15 protein-coding genes are annotated in these 15,396 nt (G+C 35.8%); 5 read left to right on the top strand and 10 right to left on the bottom strand.

Features of this window, described 5'->3' with window-relative positions:
- On the top strand, window positions 1-191 hold a 191-nt coding region (locus J3U16_RS05655; RefSeq protein ID WP_267342612.1), incomplete at its 5' end, for a hypothetical protein.
- Here J3U16_RS05655 and murI read toward each other — a convergent pair.
- Window positions 188-1,015 carry a glutamate racemase gene (gene murI / locus J3U16_RS05650; protein WP_267331128.1) on the bottom strand — a complete coding sequence of 276 codons (828 nt, stop codon included), beginning with the start codon at window positions 1,013-1,015 and terminating at the stop codon, window positions 188-190. The two genes, J3U16_RS05655 and murI, sit on opposite strands and share 4 nt — an antisense overlap.
- A 206-nt stretch (window positions 1,016-1,221) precedes the next feature.
- On the opposite strand from murI, the gene metK reads away from it, so the two are divergent.
- From metK to J3U16_RS05630, 4 genes are read left to right on the top strand one after another with little or no spacing between them, the layout of a single operon-like run.
- Window positions 1,222-2,373 (top strand): methionine adenosyltransferase, encoded by a 1,152-nt coding sequence (metK, locus tag J3U16_RS05645; RefSeq protein ID WP_267331127.1) that lies wholly within the window; start codon window positions 1,222-1,224, stop codon window positions 2,371-2,373.
- A complete protein-coding gene (locus tag J3U16_RS05640; protein ID WP_065735193.1) occupies window positions 2,357-2,860 on the top strand; it encodes a SprT family zinc-dependent metalloprotease in 504 nt (167 codons plus the stop codon). The genes metK and J3U16_RS05640 overlap by 17 nt, the downstream gene beginning before the upstream one ends.
- A 14-nt stretch (window positions 2,861-2,874) precedes the next feature.
- Window positions 2,875-3,492: a hypothetical protein gene (locus J3U16_RS05635; RefSeq protein ID WP_065561845.1), complete on the top strand. Its 618-nt coding sequence runs from the start codon at window positions 2,875-2,877 to the stop codon at window positions 3,490-3,492.
- Window positions 3,486-4,328 carry a 23S rRNA (adenine(2030)-N(6))-methyltransferase RlmJ gene (locus J3U16_RS05630; protein WP_065735195.1) on the top strand — a complete coding sequence of 281 codons (843 nt, stop codon included), beginning with the start codon at window positions 3,486-3,488 and terminating at the stop codon, window positions 4,326-4,328. Before J3U16_RS05635 ends, J3U16_RS05630 begins: the two co-directional genes overlap by 7 nt.
- Window positions 4,329-4,397: 69 nt before the next feature.
- Here J3U16_RS05630 and J3U16_RS05625 read toward each other — a convergent pair whose 3' ends face one another.
- The 9 genes from J3U16_RS05625 to J3U16_RS05585 form a co-directional block, all read right to left on the bottom strand.
- Window positions 4,398-4,769, bottom strand: a complete 372-nt coding sequence (locus J3U16_RS05625) for a diacylglycerol kinase (RefSeq protein WP_081299430.1) — start codon at window positions 4,767-4,769, stop codon at window positions 4,398-4,400.
- 18 nt (window positions 4,770-4,787) lie between these two features.
- Window positions 4,788-5,747: an acetyl-CoA carboxylase carboxyl transferase subunit alpha gene (gene accA / locus J3U16_RS05620; protein ID WP_065561842.1), complete on the bottom strand. Its 960-nt coding sequence runs from the start codon at window positions 5,745-5,747 to the stop codon at window positions 4,788-4,790.
- Window positions 5,748-5,966: 219 nt separating this feature from the next.
- The gene (dnaE, locus tag J3U16_RS05615; protein ID WP_267331126.1) at window positions 5,967-9,446 is read right to left on the bottom strand and encodes a DNA polymerase III subunit alpha; all 3,480 of its coding nucleotides are present in this window, start codon (window positions 9,444-9,446) and stop codon (window positions 5,967-5,969) included.
- Between the two features lie 165 nt (window positions 9,447-9,611).
- A complete protein-coding gene (locus J3U16_RS05610; RefSeq protein ID WP_065735197.1) occupies window positions 9,612-10,703 on the bottom strand; it encodes a glycerol dehydrogenase in 1,092 nt (363 codons plus the stop codon).
- A gap of 231 nt (window positions 10,704-10,934) precedes the next feature.
- The gene (gene fabF, locus J3U16_RS05605; RefSeq protein WP_065561839.1) at window positions 10,935-12,179 is read right to left on the bottom strand and encodes a beta-ketoacyl-ACP synthase II; all 1,245 of its coding nucleotides are present in this window, start codon (window positions 12,177-12,179) and stop codon (window positions 10,935-10,937) included.
- A gap of 154 nt (window positions 12,180-12,333) precedes the next feature.
- On the bottom strand, window positions 12,334-12,567 hold the full coding sequence (gene acpP, locus J3U16_RS05600; RefSeq protein WP_025316503.1) for an acyl carrier protein: 234 nt from the start codon (window positions 12,565-12,567) through the stop codon (window positions 12,334-12,336).
- Window positions 12,568-12,717: 150 nt separating this feature from the next.
- Window positions 12,718-13,452 (bottom strand): 3-oxoacyl-ACP reductase FabG, encoded by a 735-nt coding sequence (fabG, locus tag J3U16_RS05595; protein WP_065561837.1) that lies wholly within the window; start codon window positions 13,450-13,452, stop codon window positions 12,718-12,720.
- 18 nt (window positions 13,453-13,470) lie between these two features.
- Window positions 13,471-14,406: an ACP S-malonyltransferase gene (fabD, locus tag J3U16_RS05590; protein ID WP_267331124.1), complete on the bottom strand. Its 936-nt coding sequence runs from the start codon at window positions 14,404-14,406 to the stop codon at window positions 13,471-13,473.
- Window positions 14,407-14,441: 35 nt separating this feature from the next.
- Window positions 14,442-15,395 (bottom strand): beta-ketoacyl-ACP synthase III, encoded by a 954-nt coding sequence (locus tag J3U16_RS05585; RefSeq protein ID WP_065561835.1) that lies wholly within the window; start codon window positions 15,393-15,395, stop codon window positions 14,442-14,444.
- Window position 15,396: the final 1 nt, after the last annotated feature.

Genomic DNA, 15,396 nt, shown 5'->3' with positions numbered 1-15,396 from the left:
TCAAGGGCTGCGTATACTACGCTACACCTTTTTATTCGTCAAGATCTTTTTTCAAAATTTTTGATCTTGTTCACCAACTTCATCATCGCCTGCTTTCGCTGACGCCGTGTCAGTGGATGCGCATTATAGGCACTTCTTTTTTTTTGGCAAGTGAAAAACAGCAATTTATTAATCGTTCGAATAAGCTTTAATCATCTAATACACTAATTCTCTGATATTTATCAAGATTATATTTAGATAATTTTTCCATCAATTTTTTAACTTGTTGGTTACATAATGTGCTTAAGACAATATTCTCTGTTGAGGATTGTGCTGTAACACTTTTTAAATCAAATCGCTCATTAAGTAATGAATAAACTCGAGAAGCGATCGCATTTCCCGAATCAATAAAAGTCGTATTAGGGAAAAGTAGTTTAAGTTCATCTTTAATAAATGGATAATGAGTACAACCAAGCACAATTGTATCAGGAATGACTGGTAGATTGAGCCATGGCTGCATTAGCATCTCAAGTTGCTGCATATCAACAGCAATACCTTGTAATTTATTCTCTGCTATATAAGCTAATTCAGATAAACCAAGTAATTTAACATTACAATCAGGAGCAAACTCTTTAATTAAATTACTTGTATATGCTCTTTGAATTGTAGCTTTCGTCGCTAATAACCCAATACATTTATTTTTAGTAATTATGCTAGCAGGTTTAATTGCAGGTACAACACCGACAATAGGAAAAGAAAACTTTGAGCGTAAACTCGGTAAACAAATAGTACTTGCGGTATTACATGCAATGACGGCTAAATCAATTGAATATGATTCTATAATTGTATCTATTATATGACTTACTCGTTTAATTAAAAATTCAGAGGATTTGTCACCATAAGGAAACATCTCATTATCAAAAGCATAGATATACCGTAAATAGGGTATTTTATTGTAAATTTCATTATAAATAGATAACCCACCGATACCCGAATCAAAAACTAATACTGTTGGAGTTTTTTTTACAATATTCATATGCAGTTAACGAAGGTTAAAAAATTAATCGAGCCATATCCTAAATTGATTAAAATTTTATGCAAGCAATTTTTGTTTAAGGTAGTACTGGCTTTTTACAGAATAAATCATTAAAATAGACGTCTAGATGGTAAAACTGCCAAACATAAGTATTTCATACGATTATATTTAGAGCTTTGCTCTAAGTAAGTTAAAGAAGGTAACACATGTCAGAATTTTTATTTACTTCAGAATCTGTATCAGAAGGTCATCCTGATAAAATAGCCGATCAAATATCTGATGCAGTTTTAGATGCTATCTTAGAGCAAGATCCTAAAGCTCGAGTGGCTTGTGAAACTTACGTAAAGACTGGTATGGCATTAGTTGGCGGAGAAATTACAACTTCTGCTTGGGTAGATATTGAAGAATTAACTAGAAAAACGATTAATGATATTGGTTATACCAGCTCAGAAATGGGGTTTGATGCTAATTCTTGTGCTGTTCTAAATGCTATTGGTAAACAATCACCAGATATTAATCAAGGTGTTGATAGGCAGAATCCATTGGAACAAGGTGCTGGTGACCAAGGTATCATGTTTGGTTATGCTACAAACGAAATGCCTAATTTAATGCCTGCAGCAATTAGTTATGCCCATGACCTTATGCAACGCCAAGCTGAAGTGAGAAAAAATGGCACCCTCCCGTGGTTAAGACCTGATGCAAAAAGCCAAGTTACTTTAATTTATCAAAACGGAAAAATCCAAGGTGTTGATACTGTGGTTTTATCAACCCAGCATTCAGAAGGTATTGAACAAAAAGCTCTACATGAAGCCGTCATGGAAGAAATCATTAAACCAACGTTACCGGCGGAATGGCTAACTTCTAGAACGAAATATTTTATCAATCCTACAGGACGTTTTGTAATTGGTGGACCTATGGGAGATTGTGGTTTAACCGGCCGAAAAATTATTGTTGATACCTATGGCGGTGCAGCACGTCATGGTGGTGGTGCGTTTTCTGGAAAAGATCCTTCAAAAGTAGACCGTTCCGCTGCCTACGCAGCAAGATATGTTGCTAAAAATATTGTTGCAGCGGGACTTGCTGATAAATGCGAGCTACAAGTTTCTTATGCAATTGGTGTTGCTAACCCAACATCGATTTATGTCAATACTTTCGGTACTGAAAAAATTGAGCATAATAAAATTATATCTTTAATTAAAGAATTTTTTGATTTAAGACCTTACGGATTAATTCAAATGCTAGATCTCATCCAACCAATCTATCAAAAAACTGCAACTTACGGCCATTTTGGTCGAGATATATTCCCTTGGGAAAAAACAGATAAAGCAGCCATTCTTAGAGATGCAGCAGGATTATAAACGAATTCCAATTTATCTCCATAATCAAGTATTGGCTTGTTTAAGAACTCACTTAACTCAAGCCAATAATATATTAAATACTAATTATAAAGAACCCAAAGTCAGTTATAAACCTAAAGGTAGTGTTGCTGGATGCGCTTTTTTAACTCGCTGGGAAATTCAACTCAATAGCATAATGCTTAATGAGAATGGAGAAAAATTTATTAATGAAGTTGTTCCTCATGAATTAGCACATCTCATTACCTTTCAAAAATTTGGAAAAGTAAAACCTCATGGACAAGAATGGCAATATATCATGTCTGAAATAATGAAAAAGGAACCTAAAGTTACTCATAATTTTAATATTAAACGTAACGAATATGTCTATATTTGTAATTGCCAAGAACATTATTTATCACCAATACGACATAACAAAATTCGAAAGAATAAAACTAGTTATCAATGCCGTAAATGCGGTACTATACTAAAACTTAAAATATCTATTTAATTTTGAAGTAAAACATGCCTAATTTTGATACACATTTTTACAAAAGTTCCACAATTATTGTGATTTTAAGCTTTTGTTTATATATAGCAGGTAACTTTTTCATTCCATTGTATGGAAAATTGACAGTTAGCTTGGTCGAACATTTACAGTCTCTTTTCTTATTATTTATGTGCTGTTACACATATTTATATGCTAAAAAGGTCAAGAATCATGTAAATCTTTACAAATTTTGGGTTTGGACAATTTTCTGGTGGTTTATGCTTTTTGGCAGAGGAATCAGCTGGGGGCGTGACTTTTTCCCTGAGGTACCTCGTTTCTACTATAAAATAATTGCAGGTATCTTAATTGGAATACCTTTTTTAACAATATTTTTACCGACAATCCGTCAAGAGATAGTTCGCCGTTATAAATTTGAAAAAATTCCTGTCTGGCACATCTTTTTTGCTTTCCTCTTTCTAGGAATTGCTGATATTGCTGAACATCATCGTATTGGTCATCAATTTTTAGTCCTAAGCAACGAAAGAAAAGATCTTATTGAAGAGTTAATGGAAATACCTTGTCTTTTAAGTCTTGCATTAATAACTATTTATATGCAAAAAAATGAACAAGAGAGGTTAAACAAGCCATGTTAAGCTATCGTCATAGCTATCACGCGGGAAATCATGCAGATGTGTTAAAACACATTGTATTGACGTTATGTATTAATGCATTGAAAGAAAAAGAAAAGCCTTTTTTATATTTAGATACACATTCTGGCGCTGGTCGCTATTTACTACAAAGTGAACATGCTGAAAAGACTGGAGAGTTTTTATCAGGAATCAATTTAATTTGGCAACAATCTGATACGCCAGAACTACTTAACACCTATTTATCTGTTCTGAAGCGTTATAATCCTTTCGATAATTTAAAATATTATCTAGGCTCACCTTTAATTGCTAAGCAATTACTAAGAGAGCAAGACAAACTTAATCTTACTGAACTTCACCCAACTGACTATTCCTTATTAAGACAAGAATTTAGTAAAGATAAGCGAGCTAAAGTATTTAAAGAAGATGGATTTGCACAACTCAAATCAAAATTACCCCCTGAATCACGACGTGGTATTATTTTGATAGATCCATCATATGAGATAAAAGATGATTATCAAAAAATCCCAAAAGCATTAATTGAAGCATATAAACGTTTTGCAACCGGGGTTTATTTAATTTGGTATCCGGTTGTCTCTAGAACTCAAACACAAAAGATGATTGAGCAAATTATTAATTCAGGTATTAAAAGAATTTCACAATTCGAATTGGCAGTAAAACCCGATAATAATCAGAAGGGAATGACAGCTTCAGGTATGATTGTGATTAATCCACCTTGGAAGTTAAATGAGCAAATGCAAACAATTATGCCTTGGTTAAAAAACATTCTTGATACAGAGAAAACAGGAAATTATCTTATCAAAGAACTTGTTAGTGAATAATTTAAGCTATTTTTAAGTTAAAAATGCGAGATTTTCTCGCATTTTTTATTAAAACTTCAAAAATCTCTATTAAGGGAAGAAATGGCAAGCAAAGAGATAAATCCATAATATTAAAGTCAAAAGTAATGAAAGAAAAACAGCCGCGGAGCCATAATCCTTTGCTCGACCAGATAATTCATGTCGCTCACTTCCAATTCTATCAACCACACATTCAATGGCACTATTAATGAGTTCAACTATCATCACAAAGCCTATTGAACCAACTAATAAAATTCGCTCATAAATAGAAAAATCAATAAGCATTACAATAACATAAGCAAGAATTAACAAAATTAATTCTTGTCGGAACGCTGCTTCATTTATGATAGCTGATTTAAATCCCTTTAATGAGTACTTCGTCGCATTGATAATACGTTGTAGTCCTGTTGCTTTTTTCACAATAACTTCCCAAATTTAAAATTATCTTACATAGCCATAATTCATCAGACGCTGGAACCTTCTTTCAAGAAGCACAGGCAACTCCAAACTACCTAATTCATCAAGATCAGATAATAATTGCTTTTTAAGTGAGGCTGCAACAGCACTATAATCTCGATGAGCGCCACCTAAAGGTTCAGGGATAACTGCATCAATAAGTTTTAGTTTTATTAATTTATCTGCAGTCATATTCATTGCTTCAGCCGCCACTGGTGCTTTATCTGCGCTCTTCCAAAGAATAGACGCACAACCTTCAGGAGAAATAACAGAATAAGTGCTATATTGGAGCATATTAACTTTATCGGCCACACCTATTGCAAGTGCTCCACCAGAACCACCTTCACCAATAACAGTACAAATTGTTGGTACATTTAAACGAGACATTTCACGTAAATTACGAGCAATCGCTTCAGCTTGTCCCCTTTCCTCTGCGCCAATACCAGGATAAGCACCTGGTGTATCAATAAAGGTAATGATAGGTAATTTAAATCGCTCAGCCATTTGCATTAATCTCAATGCTTTACGATAACCTTCAGGAGCAGGCATACCAAAATTACGATAAATTTTTTGTTTAGTTTCACGACCTTTTTGGTGACCAATAACCATAACAGGTCGGTCATCAATACGAGCTATTCCACCAACAATTGCTTTGTCATCTGCGTAAGCTCTGTCACCGGCCAGCTCATCAAAGTCGGTAAAAATTTCATTAATATAGTCCAATGTATAAGGGCGATTAGGATGTCGGGCTAATTGAGCTACATCCCAAGGTGATAAATTTGAAAATATCTTCTTAGTCAACTCACGACTTTTTTGATTCAACTGTTTAATTTCTTTATCTAAATTGATATCCAATTCAACTTGTTGCGAATCAATATTCTTTAAGGAATTAATTTTTGCTTCTAATTCCGCTATCGGCTTTTCAAATTCCAAAAAATTATTCATAACGCTTATGATTGCCTCTTGTATTAATTGTATTTAGTTAAAATACATTACTAAATTTAGTATACTGACTATTTATTAAAATAAAATTAAGTCAATTTTACTATGTAATAATCATTGAAGTCACCAATATTTATTATTAATGAACATCAACATTCCAAATGGCACAGCTAGCTTTTAATAGGTTAACTGCAACCATTAAATAAAAAATCTGTTTTTTAATTAATCAAATTCAAAGTCCACTCGCTCATTTCCTAATAAAGTTTTCAACTCTATTATTAGCGCATCTTCAGGCACAATCCGCCAAGTTGTACCAAATTGAAGACGTACCACAGAATCTTCTCTATGATAATAGAGATTAATCGGGACGCTACCATGTCGATAAGGTTCTATAATTTGTTGTAATCGCTGTAAAATTGGACGGTTAACTTCAGCGTCAGATAAGGTTAAAGATAATCCTTTAACATACTTAGCCCTAGCATCTTTTAAGTCGACAATATCGCGAACCGACATCTTAAATCCGCCATTAAAATCATCATGACTAACTTGACCTGAAACGATTAAAATTTTATCTTTTACTAACAAATGACCAAACTTTTCCAATGCGTCAGAAAAAAGCAAGCCATCAATTCGTCCAGATCTATCGTCTAAAGTGAATAATCCAATCTTATTACCTTTTTTAGTTATTCGAACTCTAGCATCAACAACAATACCGGCAAATGTTGCCATTTTCCCCCATCCAGTTGGAGCCGCTTCACTTATTCTAACTCCACCAGAATATCGATTAAGTTCTTTTAAATATTGCGTAACTGGATGGCCGGTTAAATATAAACCTAAGGCTTCTCGTTCACCTTCAAGTAATACTTGTTCGGGTAATTCAGGAACAGCAGCATAAGCATTTTCAACTTGTTCTGGCTCCTCAGCTAATACACCAAACATATCTTCTTGCCCAATGGTTTGAGCTCTAGCATACTGATCTGCTGCTTGCATGGCGTCATTGATACTATGCAAAATAGCCGCTCTATGAGGACCTAATTTATCAAAAGCCCCAGCCATAGTTAATTTCTCTAACACGCGCCGATTGATTTTCTTCATATCTGTTCGAGCACAAAGCTCAAAGATATTTTTAAAATAACCACCACTATTACGTGCTTCGACAATAGCCTCAATTGGGCCCTCACCAACGCCTTTTATTGCACCAATACCATATACAATTTCGCCTTTATCATTTACATGGAAATGATAAAGACCACTGTTAATATCAGGAGGATTTACTTGCAGCCCCATTCTTAAACACTCATCAACAAGACCCACAATTTTATCTGTATTATCCATATCAGCAGTCATTACGGCTGCCATAAATTCGGCTGGGTAATGCGTTTTCAACCATAATGTTTGATATGAAACGAGTGCATAAGCAGCTGAGTGAGATTTATTAAAACCATATCCTGCAAACTTCTCAACCAAATCAAAGATATGCATGGAAAGTTCACCATCAACACCTTGTTTCTCAGCGCCTTCTTTGAAGACCGAACGCTGTTTGGCCATCTCTTCTGGTTTTTTCTTACCCATTGCTCTTCGAAGCAAATCGGCGCCACCAAGTGTATAACCAGATAGCGTCTGAGCAATCTGCATAACTTGTTCTTGATATAGGATGATACCATAGGTCGGTTCTAAAATTGGTTTAAGTGATTCATGCTGATGATTTATATCAGGATATGATACCTCCTCCCGACCATGTTTACGGTCAATAAAATTATCTACCATGCCTGATTGCAACGGACCCGGTCGAAATAGCGCAACTAAAGCGATCATATCTTCAAAACAGTCAGGTTTTAAACGTCTGATCAAGTCTTTCATTCCGCGCGATTCCAGTTGGAATACAGCTGTTGTCTCAGCTTTTAATAATAATTGGAACGATTCTTCATCATCAAGTGGTATGCGAGTAATATCAACTGGTGGTTTTCCATCTTTTAATCGGCGCTCATTAATCATTTTAATAGCCCAATCAATAATGGTTAAGGTCCGTAACCCTAAAAAGTCAAATTTGACAAGCCCTGCGTATTCAACGTCATTTTTATCAAATTGTGTTACTGGGTGATGACCTTCGGGATCGCAATAAATAGGAGAAAAATCGGTAATCTTAGTCGGAGATATTACTACACCACCGGCATGTTTACCTGCATTTCGAGTTACCCCTTCTAATTGTCTGGCGATATCAATGAGAGACTTAACTTCTTCGTTGTTATCATAAAGCTCTTGAAGTTGAGGCTCAACTTCAAATGCTTTAGCTAATGTCATACCCGGATCAAGTGGAATTAATTTTGAAATACGATCAACAAATCCATAAGGATGACCAAGAACTCGTCCTACATCGCGAATAACTGCTTTAGCAGCCATTGTACCAAATGTAATAATTTGAGATACTGCATCGCGACCATACATATCAGCAACGTGATCAATAACCATATCACGCTTTTCCATACAAAAATCAACATCGAAATCCGGCATTGAAACCCGTTCTGGATTTAGAAAACGTTCAAAAAGTAGGTCAAATGCTAATGGATCTAAATCAGTTATCTTTAGAGCATAAGCAACTAAAGAACCGGCTCCTGAACCACGTCCTGGGCCAACAGGAATATCATTATCTTTTGACCATTGAATAAACTCCATGACGATCAAAAAGTACCCAGGAAAGCCCATTTGGTTTATTACGTTCAATTCAGTTTCTAACCGCTCATCATACTCAGGACGTCGCTGTTTTCGAACTTCTGGATCAGGAAAAAGAAACTCAAGCCGCTCTTCTAAACCTTCACGTGATTTATGCACCAAAAAATCTTCGGTTGACATATCACCCGTAGGAAACTGTGGTAAAAAATATTCGCCGAGTCGAATAGTCACATTACATCGTTTAGCTATTTCAACACTATTTTCCAACGCCTCTGGAATATCGGAAAACAATTTGCACATTTCTTGTTCCGATCGTAAGTATTGCTCGGATGAATAGTTTTTCGGTCTACTTGGATCTTCAAGTGTATTACCATCGTGGATAGCTACTCGAATTTCATGCGCTTCAAAATCAGAAGATGATAAGAAGCGTACATCATTAGTCGCCACAACCGGTAAGGAATATTGTTCAGCGAGTTTAATTGCGCTATGAATAAATAACTCTTCATTGGCGCGATTTGTACGGACTAATTCAAAATAGAAATGTTGATTAAAATTTTCTAAATAGTAAGTGATCGCCTCATCAATAATAGCTTGATTATCGCGAATAACACCAATACCAATATCACTTTCACGACCAGCTAATATGATTAAACCATCTCGATGGATAGTTAGCCATTCTTGATCAACAACAGGCATATCACCAATATAGCCTCGTTGATAAGCTTTTGAAATTAATAAGGTAAGATTTTGATAGCCTGTATTATTAGCGGCTAATATTGTTAATCGATAAATATCATCACTTAGTTGTGAACTTTTAATTGCTAAGTCAGCACCAATAATGGGTTTAATGCCTTTTCCCATGGCTGATCCATAGAACTTAACTAGTCCACAGAGATTGGTAAAATCAGTAATTGCAAAAGCAGGCATTTGCAATTTACTTACTTCATTGACTAAAGCACCTACTTTAGCGATACCATCAACCATTGAAAAATCGCTATGCAAATGAAGATGAATAAACTTAGGTTCGGTCATATTTACCAAAAGTAATTACACAAAAAATTAGCCACAATTATAGCACAAACCAGACGAATATTCTTATTGCTTTATTTATCAAAAAATCGACTAATAAAACAATAAATAAAACTTCCGTTATAAAGAACGGAAGTTAATCAAATTAGTCTTAAAAATTATAAAAAGTTATTTGCGCCGTAAACCTTCAGCATTAGCTGCTTTTATCGCAGCAAATACTGTTTCTGGAGAAATTTCTGCAGGAGAATTATGAATTGATTCACCTTCAGCACAAGCTAAAATTGCCACTTGCATCAAATCATCATCGCTAACATTAGCTAATCCAATTTCTGCTAGCGTAGTTGGCAATCCAACTGACTCACAAAAATGATAAACAGTCTCGATCATTTCAGGATCGCTATCGATTAGCATTAACATAGCAAGCGTACCAAATGCTACTTTTTCACCATGCCAATAATTATGCGTTGCTTCTAATGCTGTAAATCCATTATGAATGGCATGGGCAGCTGAAAGCCCACCGCTTTCAAACCCCAATCCGGAAAGAAGTGTATTAGCTTCAATTACATGTTCTAGGGCTGGGGTTACGACTTTTTGTTCACAAGAATTTTTAGCCTGAACACCATAGTTAAGTAATATTTCAAAACAAAATTTTGCTAACGCAAATGCAGTCATTGGACCTGGTCGTCCAGTCATATTCCCAGCTTTTGATTGCCTACAATCTTCGGCCTCAAACCATGTTGCTAAAGCATCTCCCATACCGGCAACTAAAAATCTTACAGGAGCATTAGCGATAACTTTTGAATCAACTAATACTACATCAGGATTTCTAGGTAACACAAAATATCTTTTAAATTCACCAGTTGGCGTATAAATTACTGATAAAGCACTACAAGGCGCATCTGTAGAGGCAAGCGTAGGGACCACAACACAAGGGTAGTTAATAGTTGCTGCAACCGCTTTCGCTGTATCAATAACCTTCCCCCCACCTATACCCACAATCACATCAATATTTTGAGATTTAGCTAACTCAATTATCCTTGCAATCTCTTCATCGCTACATTCTCGATTAAAAATATCGACGATACTTTCAATATTACCTGATAGTGATTTTTCGATAGTTTTAGATAAGTTTTTATGTGCAGATGGACTTTCAAGTAATAATGCTTTTTTTCCAAGCCTTGCTAACTCTTGGCCTAGGCTATTTTCAATTGCATTAAAACCTTGAATGTAACGATTTGGAAAAAGTGCAGTAGTAATCATAATAACAGCTCCTAAAAAATAAAAAATCCTGCATAGATAAATCTTATTATTTTAAGAAATATTTCTATCTATATTATTAGATTAAAACATACGCTTTTATTATTAATATACTACTAAATATTTTAAAAAATGAGGTGTATGCCACATTTTTTATTGTGAAATGTATTATTGAAAAATGAAAAAAGGAAATAGTTACTTCCCATCACCAAATCGTGATGGGAAAAATGGAGATTAAATCTTCTTGAATAAGACTGAACCGTTAGTACCACCAAAGCCAAATGAATTACAAAGAGCATATTCTAAGTTTTTCACTTGACGAGCTGTGTGTGGAACATAATCAAGATCACATCCCTCATCAGGATTATCTAAATTAATTGTTGGAGGAACAGCCTGATCACGTAATGCAAGTACAGTAAAAATAGACTCAACCGCACCAGCTGCACCTAATAAGTGCCCAATCATTGATTTAGTTGAACTTACCATTACTTTGTTGGCATTTTCTTTAAAAATGCTTTTAACTGCTTGAGTCTCAGCTTTGTCGCCAGCAGGAGTTGATGTACCATGAGCATTAATATAACCAATATGTTCAGGTGTTATTCCTGCATCACGAATCGCACATTTCATAGCTAATGCCGCTCCGCTTCCATCCGCTGGAGGTGAAGTCATATGATAAGCATCACCACTCATACCAAAACCAACTACTTCAGCATAAATCTTAGCACCACGCTTTTTAGCATGTTCATATTCTTCTAGGAACATGATACCTGCACCGTCACCAAGCACAAAACCATCACGATCTTTATCCCATGGTCGACTTGCAGCTTTTGGGTTGTCGTTATTCGTTGACAAGGCACGCGCAGCCCCAAAACCACCGATACCAAGAGGAGTACTCGCTTTTTCACCACCACCGGCTAACATCGCATCGGCATCACCATATGCAATCATACGCGCTGCATGACCAATATTATGTACGCCAGAAGAACAAGCGGTAGCAATAGTAATACTTGGACCTTTTAATCCGTAAATAATTGATAAGTGACCAGCGATCATATTTACTATAGTTGATGGTACAAAGAAAGGACTAATTTTACGTGGTCCACCATTAACTAATGCACTATGATTTTCTTCAATTAATCCTAGTCCACCAATACCTGAACCGATAGCACAACCGATTCGCTCTGCATTTTCTTCCGTAATTTCAATACCCGCATCTTGCATTGCTTGCATACCTGCTGCAATACCGTATTGGATGAAATAATCCATTTTACGAGCATCTTTACGTGAAATATTATAATCTTCGCCATCAAAGTTTTTAACCATCGCTGCGAAGCGCGTTGCAAAAGGGGCTGTATCAAAGTGTTCTATAAGTTCTACACCACTTTGACCTGCTAATAAAGCTTGCCAAGTAGAATCAACTGTATTACCTACTGGAGATATCATGCCCATTCCAGTAACAACAACTCTGCGTTTAGACACATTGTCCTCCAGAAAAGGATTGAAATGAAATTTGAATCATTGAAAATTTTTTTATGAGTTTTCAAAATTAAATTGGAATCCACTCTATAAAAATAGAGATATAAATACAAACTAGGCGATCATTTGACCGCCTATTATGAAAACTCTGCTAACCTTATTGATTTGCAGTAATATAATCAATTGCTGATTGTACAGTTGTAATTTTTTCAGCTTCTTCATCAGGAATTTCAGTATCAAATTCTTCTTCTAAAGCCATAACTAATTCAACTGTATCAAGAGAGTCAGCGCCAAGATCTTCAACGAAAGAAGATTCATTTTTAACTTCATCCTCTTTAACACCAAGTTGCTCAACAATAATTTTCTTAACTCGCTCTTCAATAGTGCTCATACTCTTTTTTTTCCTATAAATATCGCCGAAAGTGGCGGTGAATGTAAGTTTATAAAATGTTGAAAAAGATGCCAATCATTTTTCAACCCAATTGCTTATTTTTTGTTCAAAACGTGAAATTATTGACTCATTTTACACTATTCTGATCAATTACACCATATACATGCCGCCATTGACATGTAAAGTTTCACCCGTAATATAAGATGCCTCATCAGAAGCAAGAAACGCGACTGCATTAGCAATTTCAGCGGGTTCACCCAAACGCCCTGCTGGCACTTGTGCTAATGTTAACGCCTTTTGTTCATCAGTCAATGCTTCTGTCATATCAGTTGCAATGAACCCTGGTGCTACCACATTAACCGTAATACCTCGAGATGCAACTTCACGAGCTAATGATTTACTAAACCCAATCAATCCAGCTTTTGCAGCCGCATAGTTCGCTTGGCCTGCATTACCCATAGTACCAACAACAGATCCTATAGTAATAATTCTACCATAACGTTTTTTCATCATAGTACGCATTAATGCTTTTGATAAGCGGAATACAGACGTTAAATTAGTATCTAAAATATCTTGCCACTCATCTTCTTTCATTCTCATTAATAAATTATCACGAGTGATACCTGCATTATTAACGAGAATATCAATATCACCAAATTCCGTTTTAATTGTATTAATAACTGATTCAATAGATCCTTCATCGGTCACATTTAGTGCTAAACCTTTACCTTTAGTGCCTAAATATTCACTTATGGCTTGAGCACCTTTTTCGGTTGTTGCAGTTCCAATAACGGTTGCGCCACAAGCAACTAATTTTTCTGCAATTGCCTTCCCGATCCCACGGCTTGCGCCAGTAACTAAAGCAATCTTTCCTGATAGGTTCATAACTACCCCTTTTACCTTCTATTTAGTATTTTCTATCGCAACATCTAATGATGCTTTATCATTAACAGCATAAGCCGATAATGAATCAACGATTCGTTTAGTTAAACCAGTTAAAACTTTGCCTGGTCCGATTTCAACTAACATTGTTACACCTTGTTTTGCCATATCCTCTACTGTTTCAGTCCAACGAACAGGGCTATATAGCTGAGCGATTAATGCTGTTTTGATTTTGTCTGCTGATGTTTCAACTTTAACATCAACATTATTAATTACTGCAAATTTAGGGGCATTGAATGTGATATTATTTAATGCTACCGCTAATTTATCAGCGGCTGGTTTCATCAAAGCACAATGTGAAGGCACGCTAACTGCCAGTGGTAATGCTCGTTTAGCACCAGCCTCTTTACACAGAGCACCTGCTCGTTCAACCGCTTCTTTATTACCCGCAATAACAACTTGACCTGGTGAATTAAAATTAACTGGTGCAACGACTTGGCCTTGAGCCGCTTCGTCACAAGCTTTACGGATCGAATCGTTATCTAAACCAATGATAGCAAACATTGCCCCTGTACCACTTGGTACAGCTTCTTGCATTAGTTTTCCACGTAGCTCAACTAATTTAATTGCATCTTTAAAATCAATTACGCCAGCACATACCAATGCTGAGTATTCGCCTAAACTATGGCCTGCCATAAATTCTGGTTGAGCGCCATTAATACTTTGCCAAACACGGTAAATAGCAACAGATGAAGCAAGTAATGCTGGTTGAGTTTGCCAAGTTTTATTTAATTCATCAGCAGGACCATCTTGCACTAAAGCCCATAAATCATAACCTAACACTTGTGAAGCTTCATCAAAAGTTGACTTCACAATTGGATAGTTTTCAGCAAGATCTTTTAACATACCTACAGCTTGTGAGCCTTGTCCTGGAAATACCATTGCAAATTTGGTCATTTTGAAATCCTTGATTACTTAAAATAAGTTATAAATTAAAATTTAACGAGTGCAGAGCCCCAAACGAAACCACCGCCGAAAGCTTCTAACAATATTAACTGCCCTCGTTTAATACGGCCATCTCGCACACCTGCATCTAAAGCGCAAGGTACCGATGCAGCAGAAGTATTACCTTGTTTATCAAGCGTCACAATAACCTTACTCATATCCATATCAAGACGTTTAGCCGTAGCTGAAATAATTCGTAAATTAGCTTGATGAGGAACTAACCAATCTAAATCTGATTTATTAAATGCATTCTCGGATAATAGCTCATCGACTAAATTTGAAAGTTCTTTGACTGCAATTTTAAATACTTCATTGCCATGCATTGTCATATAAACTGGATCATTAAGTGAACGACGATCGACATATGGATATTTTAACAATTCACCATAACGACCATCAGCATGAAGATGAGAAGCAATAATTCCTGGTTCTTGTGAAGCACCCACTACAACAGCTCCTGCACCATCACCAAAAATAATAATTGTCCCGCGATCACTTGGATCAACACCACGAGTTAACATATCTGAGCCAACCACTAAGGCATATTTAATTGCACCACTCTTCACATATTTATCCGCAATATCAAGCGCATAAATAAATCCTGAACAAGCAGCTGATACATCAAATGCAATTACATCACCCAGATCCAATTTGGCCTGTAATTCAGTAGCTGAACTTGGAAAAGCATTAACCGATGTTGCTGTTGCAACAATAATCAAACCAATCTCTTGTTTATCGATTTTCGCCATTTCAATCGCATTAATCGCCGCTTCATAAGCCATACTAGTAACGGTTTCATCGGGTGCAGCAATGCGTCTTTCTTTAATACCAGTACGGGTAGTTATCCATTCATCACTAGTATCGACCATCTTTTCAAGATCGGCATTGGTTCTTATTTGTTTTGGAAGATAGCTTCCTGTTCCTAATATCTTTGTATACATC

Origin of the sequence: Gilliamella sp. B3023, from assembly GCF_026536845.1 — a bacterium.
GTDB classification, from domain to species: domain Bacteria; phylum Pseudomonadota; class Gammaproteobacteria; order Enterobacterales; family Orbaceae; genus Gilliamella; species Gilliamella apicola_E.
This window is presented reverse-complemented; position numbering and strand designations above follow the sequence as displayed.

What these genes read in the sequence shown, in the direction of transcription:
- murI (WP_267331128.1), bottom strand. Translation starts at nt 1,015, where the DNA reads ATGAATATTGTAAAAAAAACTCCAACAGTATTAGTTTTTGATTCGGGT.
- metK (WP_267331127.1), top strand. Translation starts at nt 1,222, where the DNA reads ATGTCAGAATTTTTATTTACTTCAGAATCTGTATCAGAAGGTCATCCT.
- J3U16_RS05640 (WP_065735193.1), top strand. Translation starts at nt 2,357, where the DNA reads ATGCAGCAGGATTATAAACGAATTCCAATTTATCTCCATAATCAAGTA.
- J3U16_RS05635 (WP_065561845.1), top strand. Translation starts at nt 2,875, where the DNA reads ATGCCTAATTTTGATACACATTTTTACAAAAGTTCCACAATTATTGTG.
- J3U16_RS05630 (WP_065735195.1), top strand. Translation starts at nt 3,486, where the DNA reads ATGTTAAGCTATCGTCATAGCTATCACGCGGGAAATCATGCAGATGTG.
- accA (WP_065561842.1), bottom strand. Translation starts at nt 5,747, where the DNA reads ATGAATAATTTTTTGGAATTTGAAAAGCCGATAGCGGAATTAGAAGCA.
- dnaE (WP_267331126.1), bottom strand. Translation starts at nt 9,446, where the DNA reads ATGACCGAACCTAAGTTTATTCATCTTCATTTGCATAGCGATTTTTCA.
- J3U16_RS05610 (WP_065735197.1), bottom strand. Translation starts at nt 10,703, where the DNA reads ATGATTACTACTGCACTTTTTCCAAATCGTTACATTCAAGGTTTTAAT.
- acpP (WP_025316503.1), bottom strand. Translation starts at nt 12,567, where the DNA reads ATGAGCACTATTGAAGAGCGAGTTAAGAAAATTATTGTTGAGCAACTT.
- fabG (WP_065561837.1), bottom strand. Translation starts at nt 13,452, where the DNA reads ATGAACCTATCAGGAAAGATTGCTTTAGTTACTGGCGCAAGCCGTGGG.
- fabD (WP_267331124.1), bottom strand. Translation starts at nt 14,406, where the DNA reads ATGACCAAATTTGCAATGGTATTTCCAGGACAAGGCTCACAAGCTGTA.
- J3U16_RS05585 (WP_065561835.1), bottom strand. Translation starts at nt 15,395, where the DNA reads ATGTATACAAAGATATTAGGAACAGGAAGCTATCTTCCAAAACAAATA.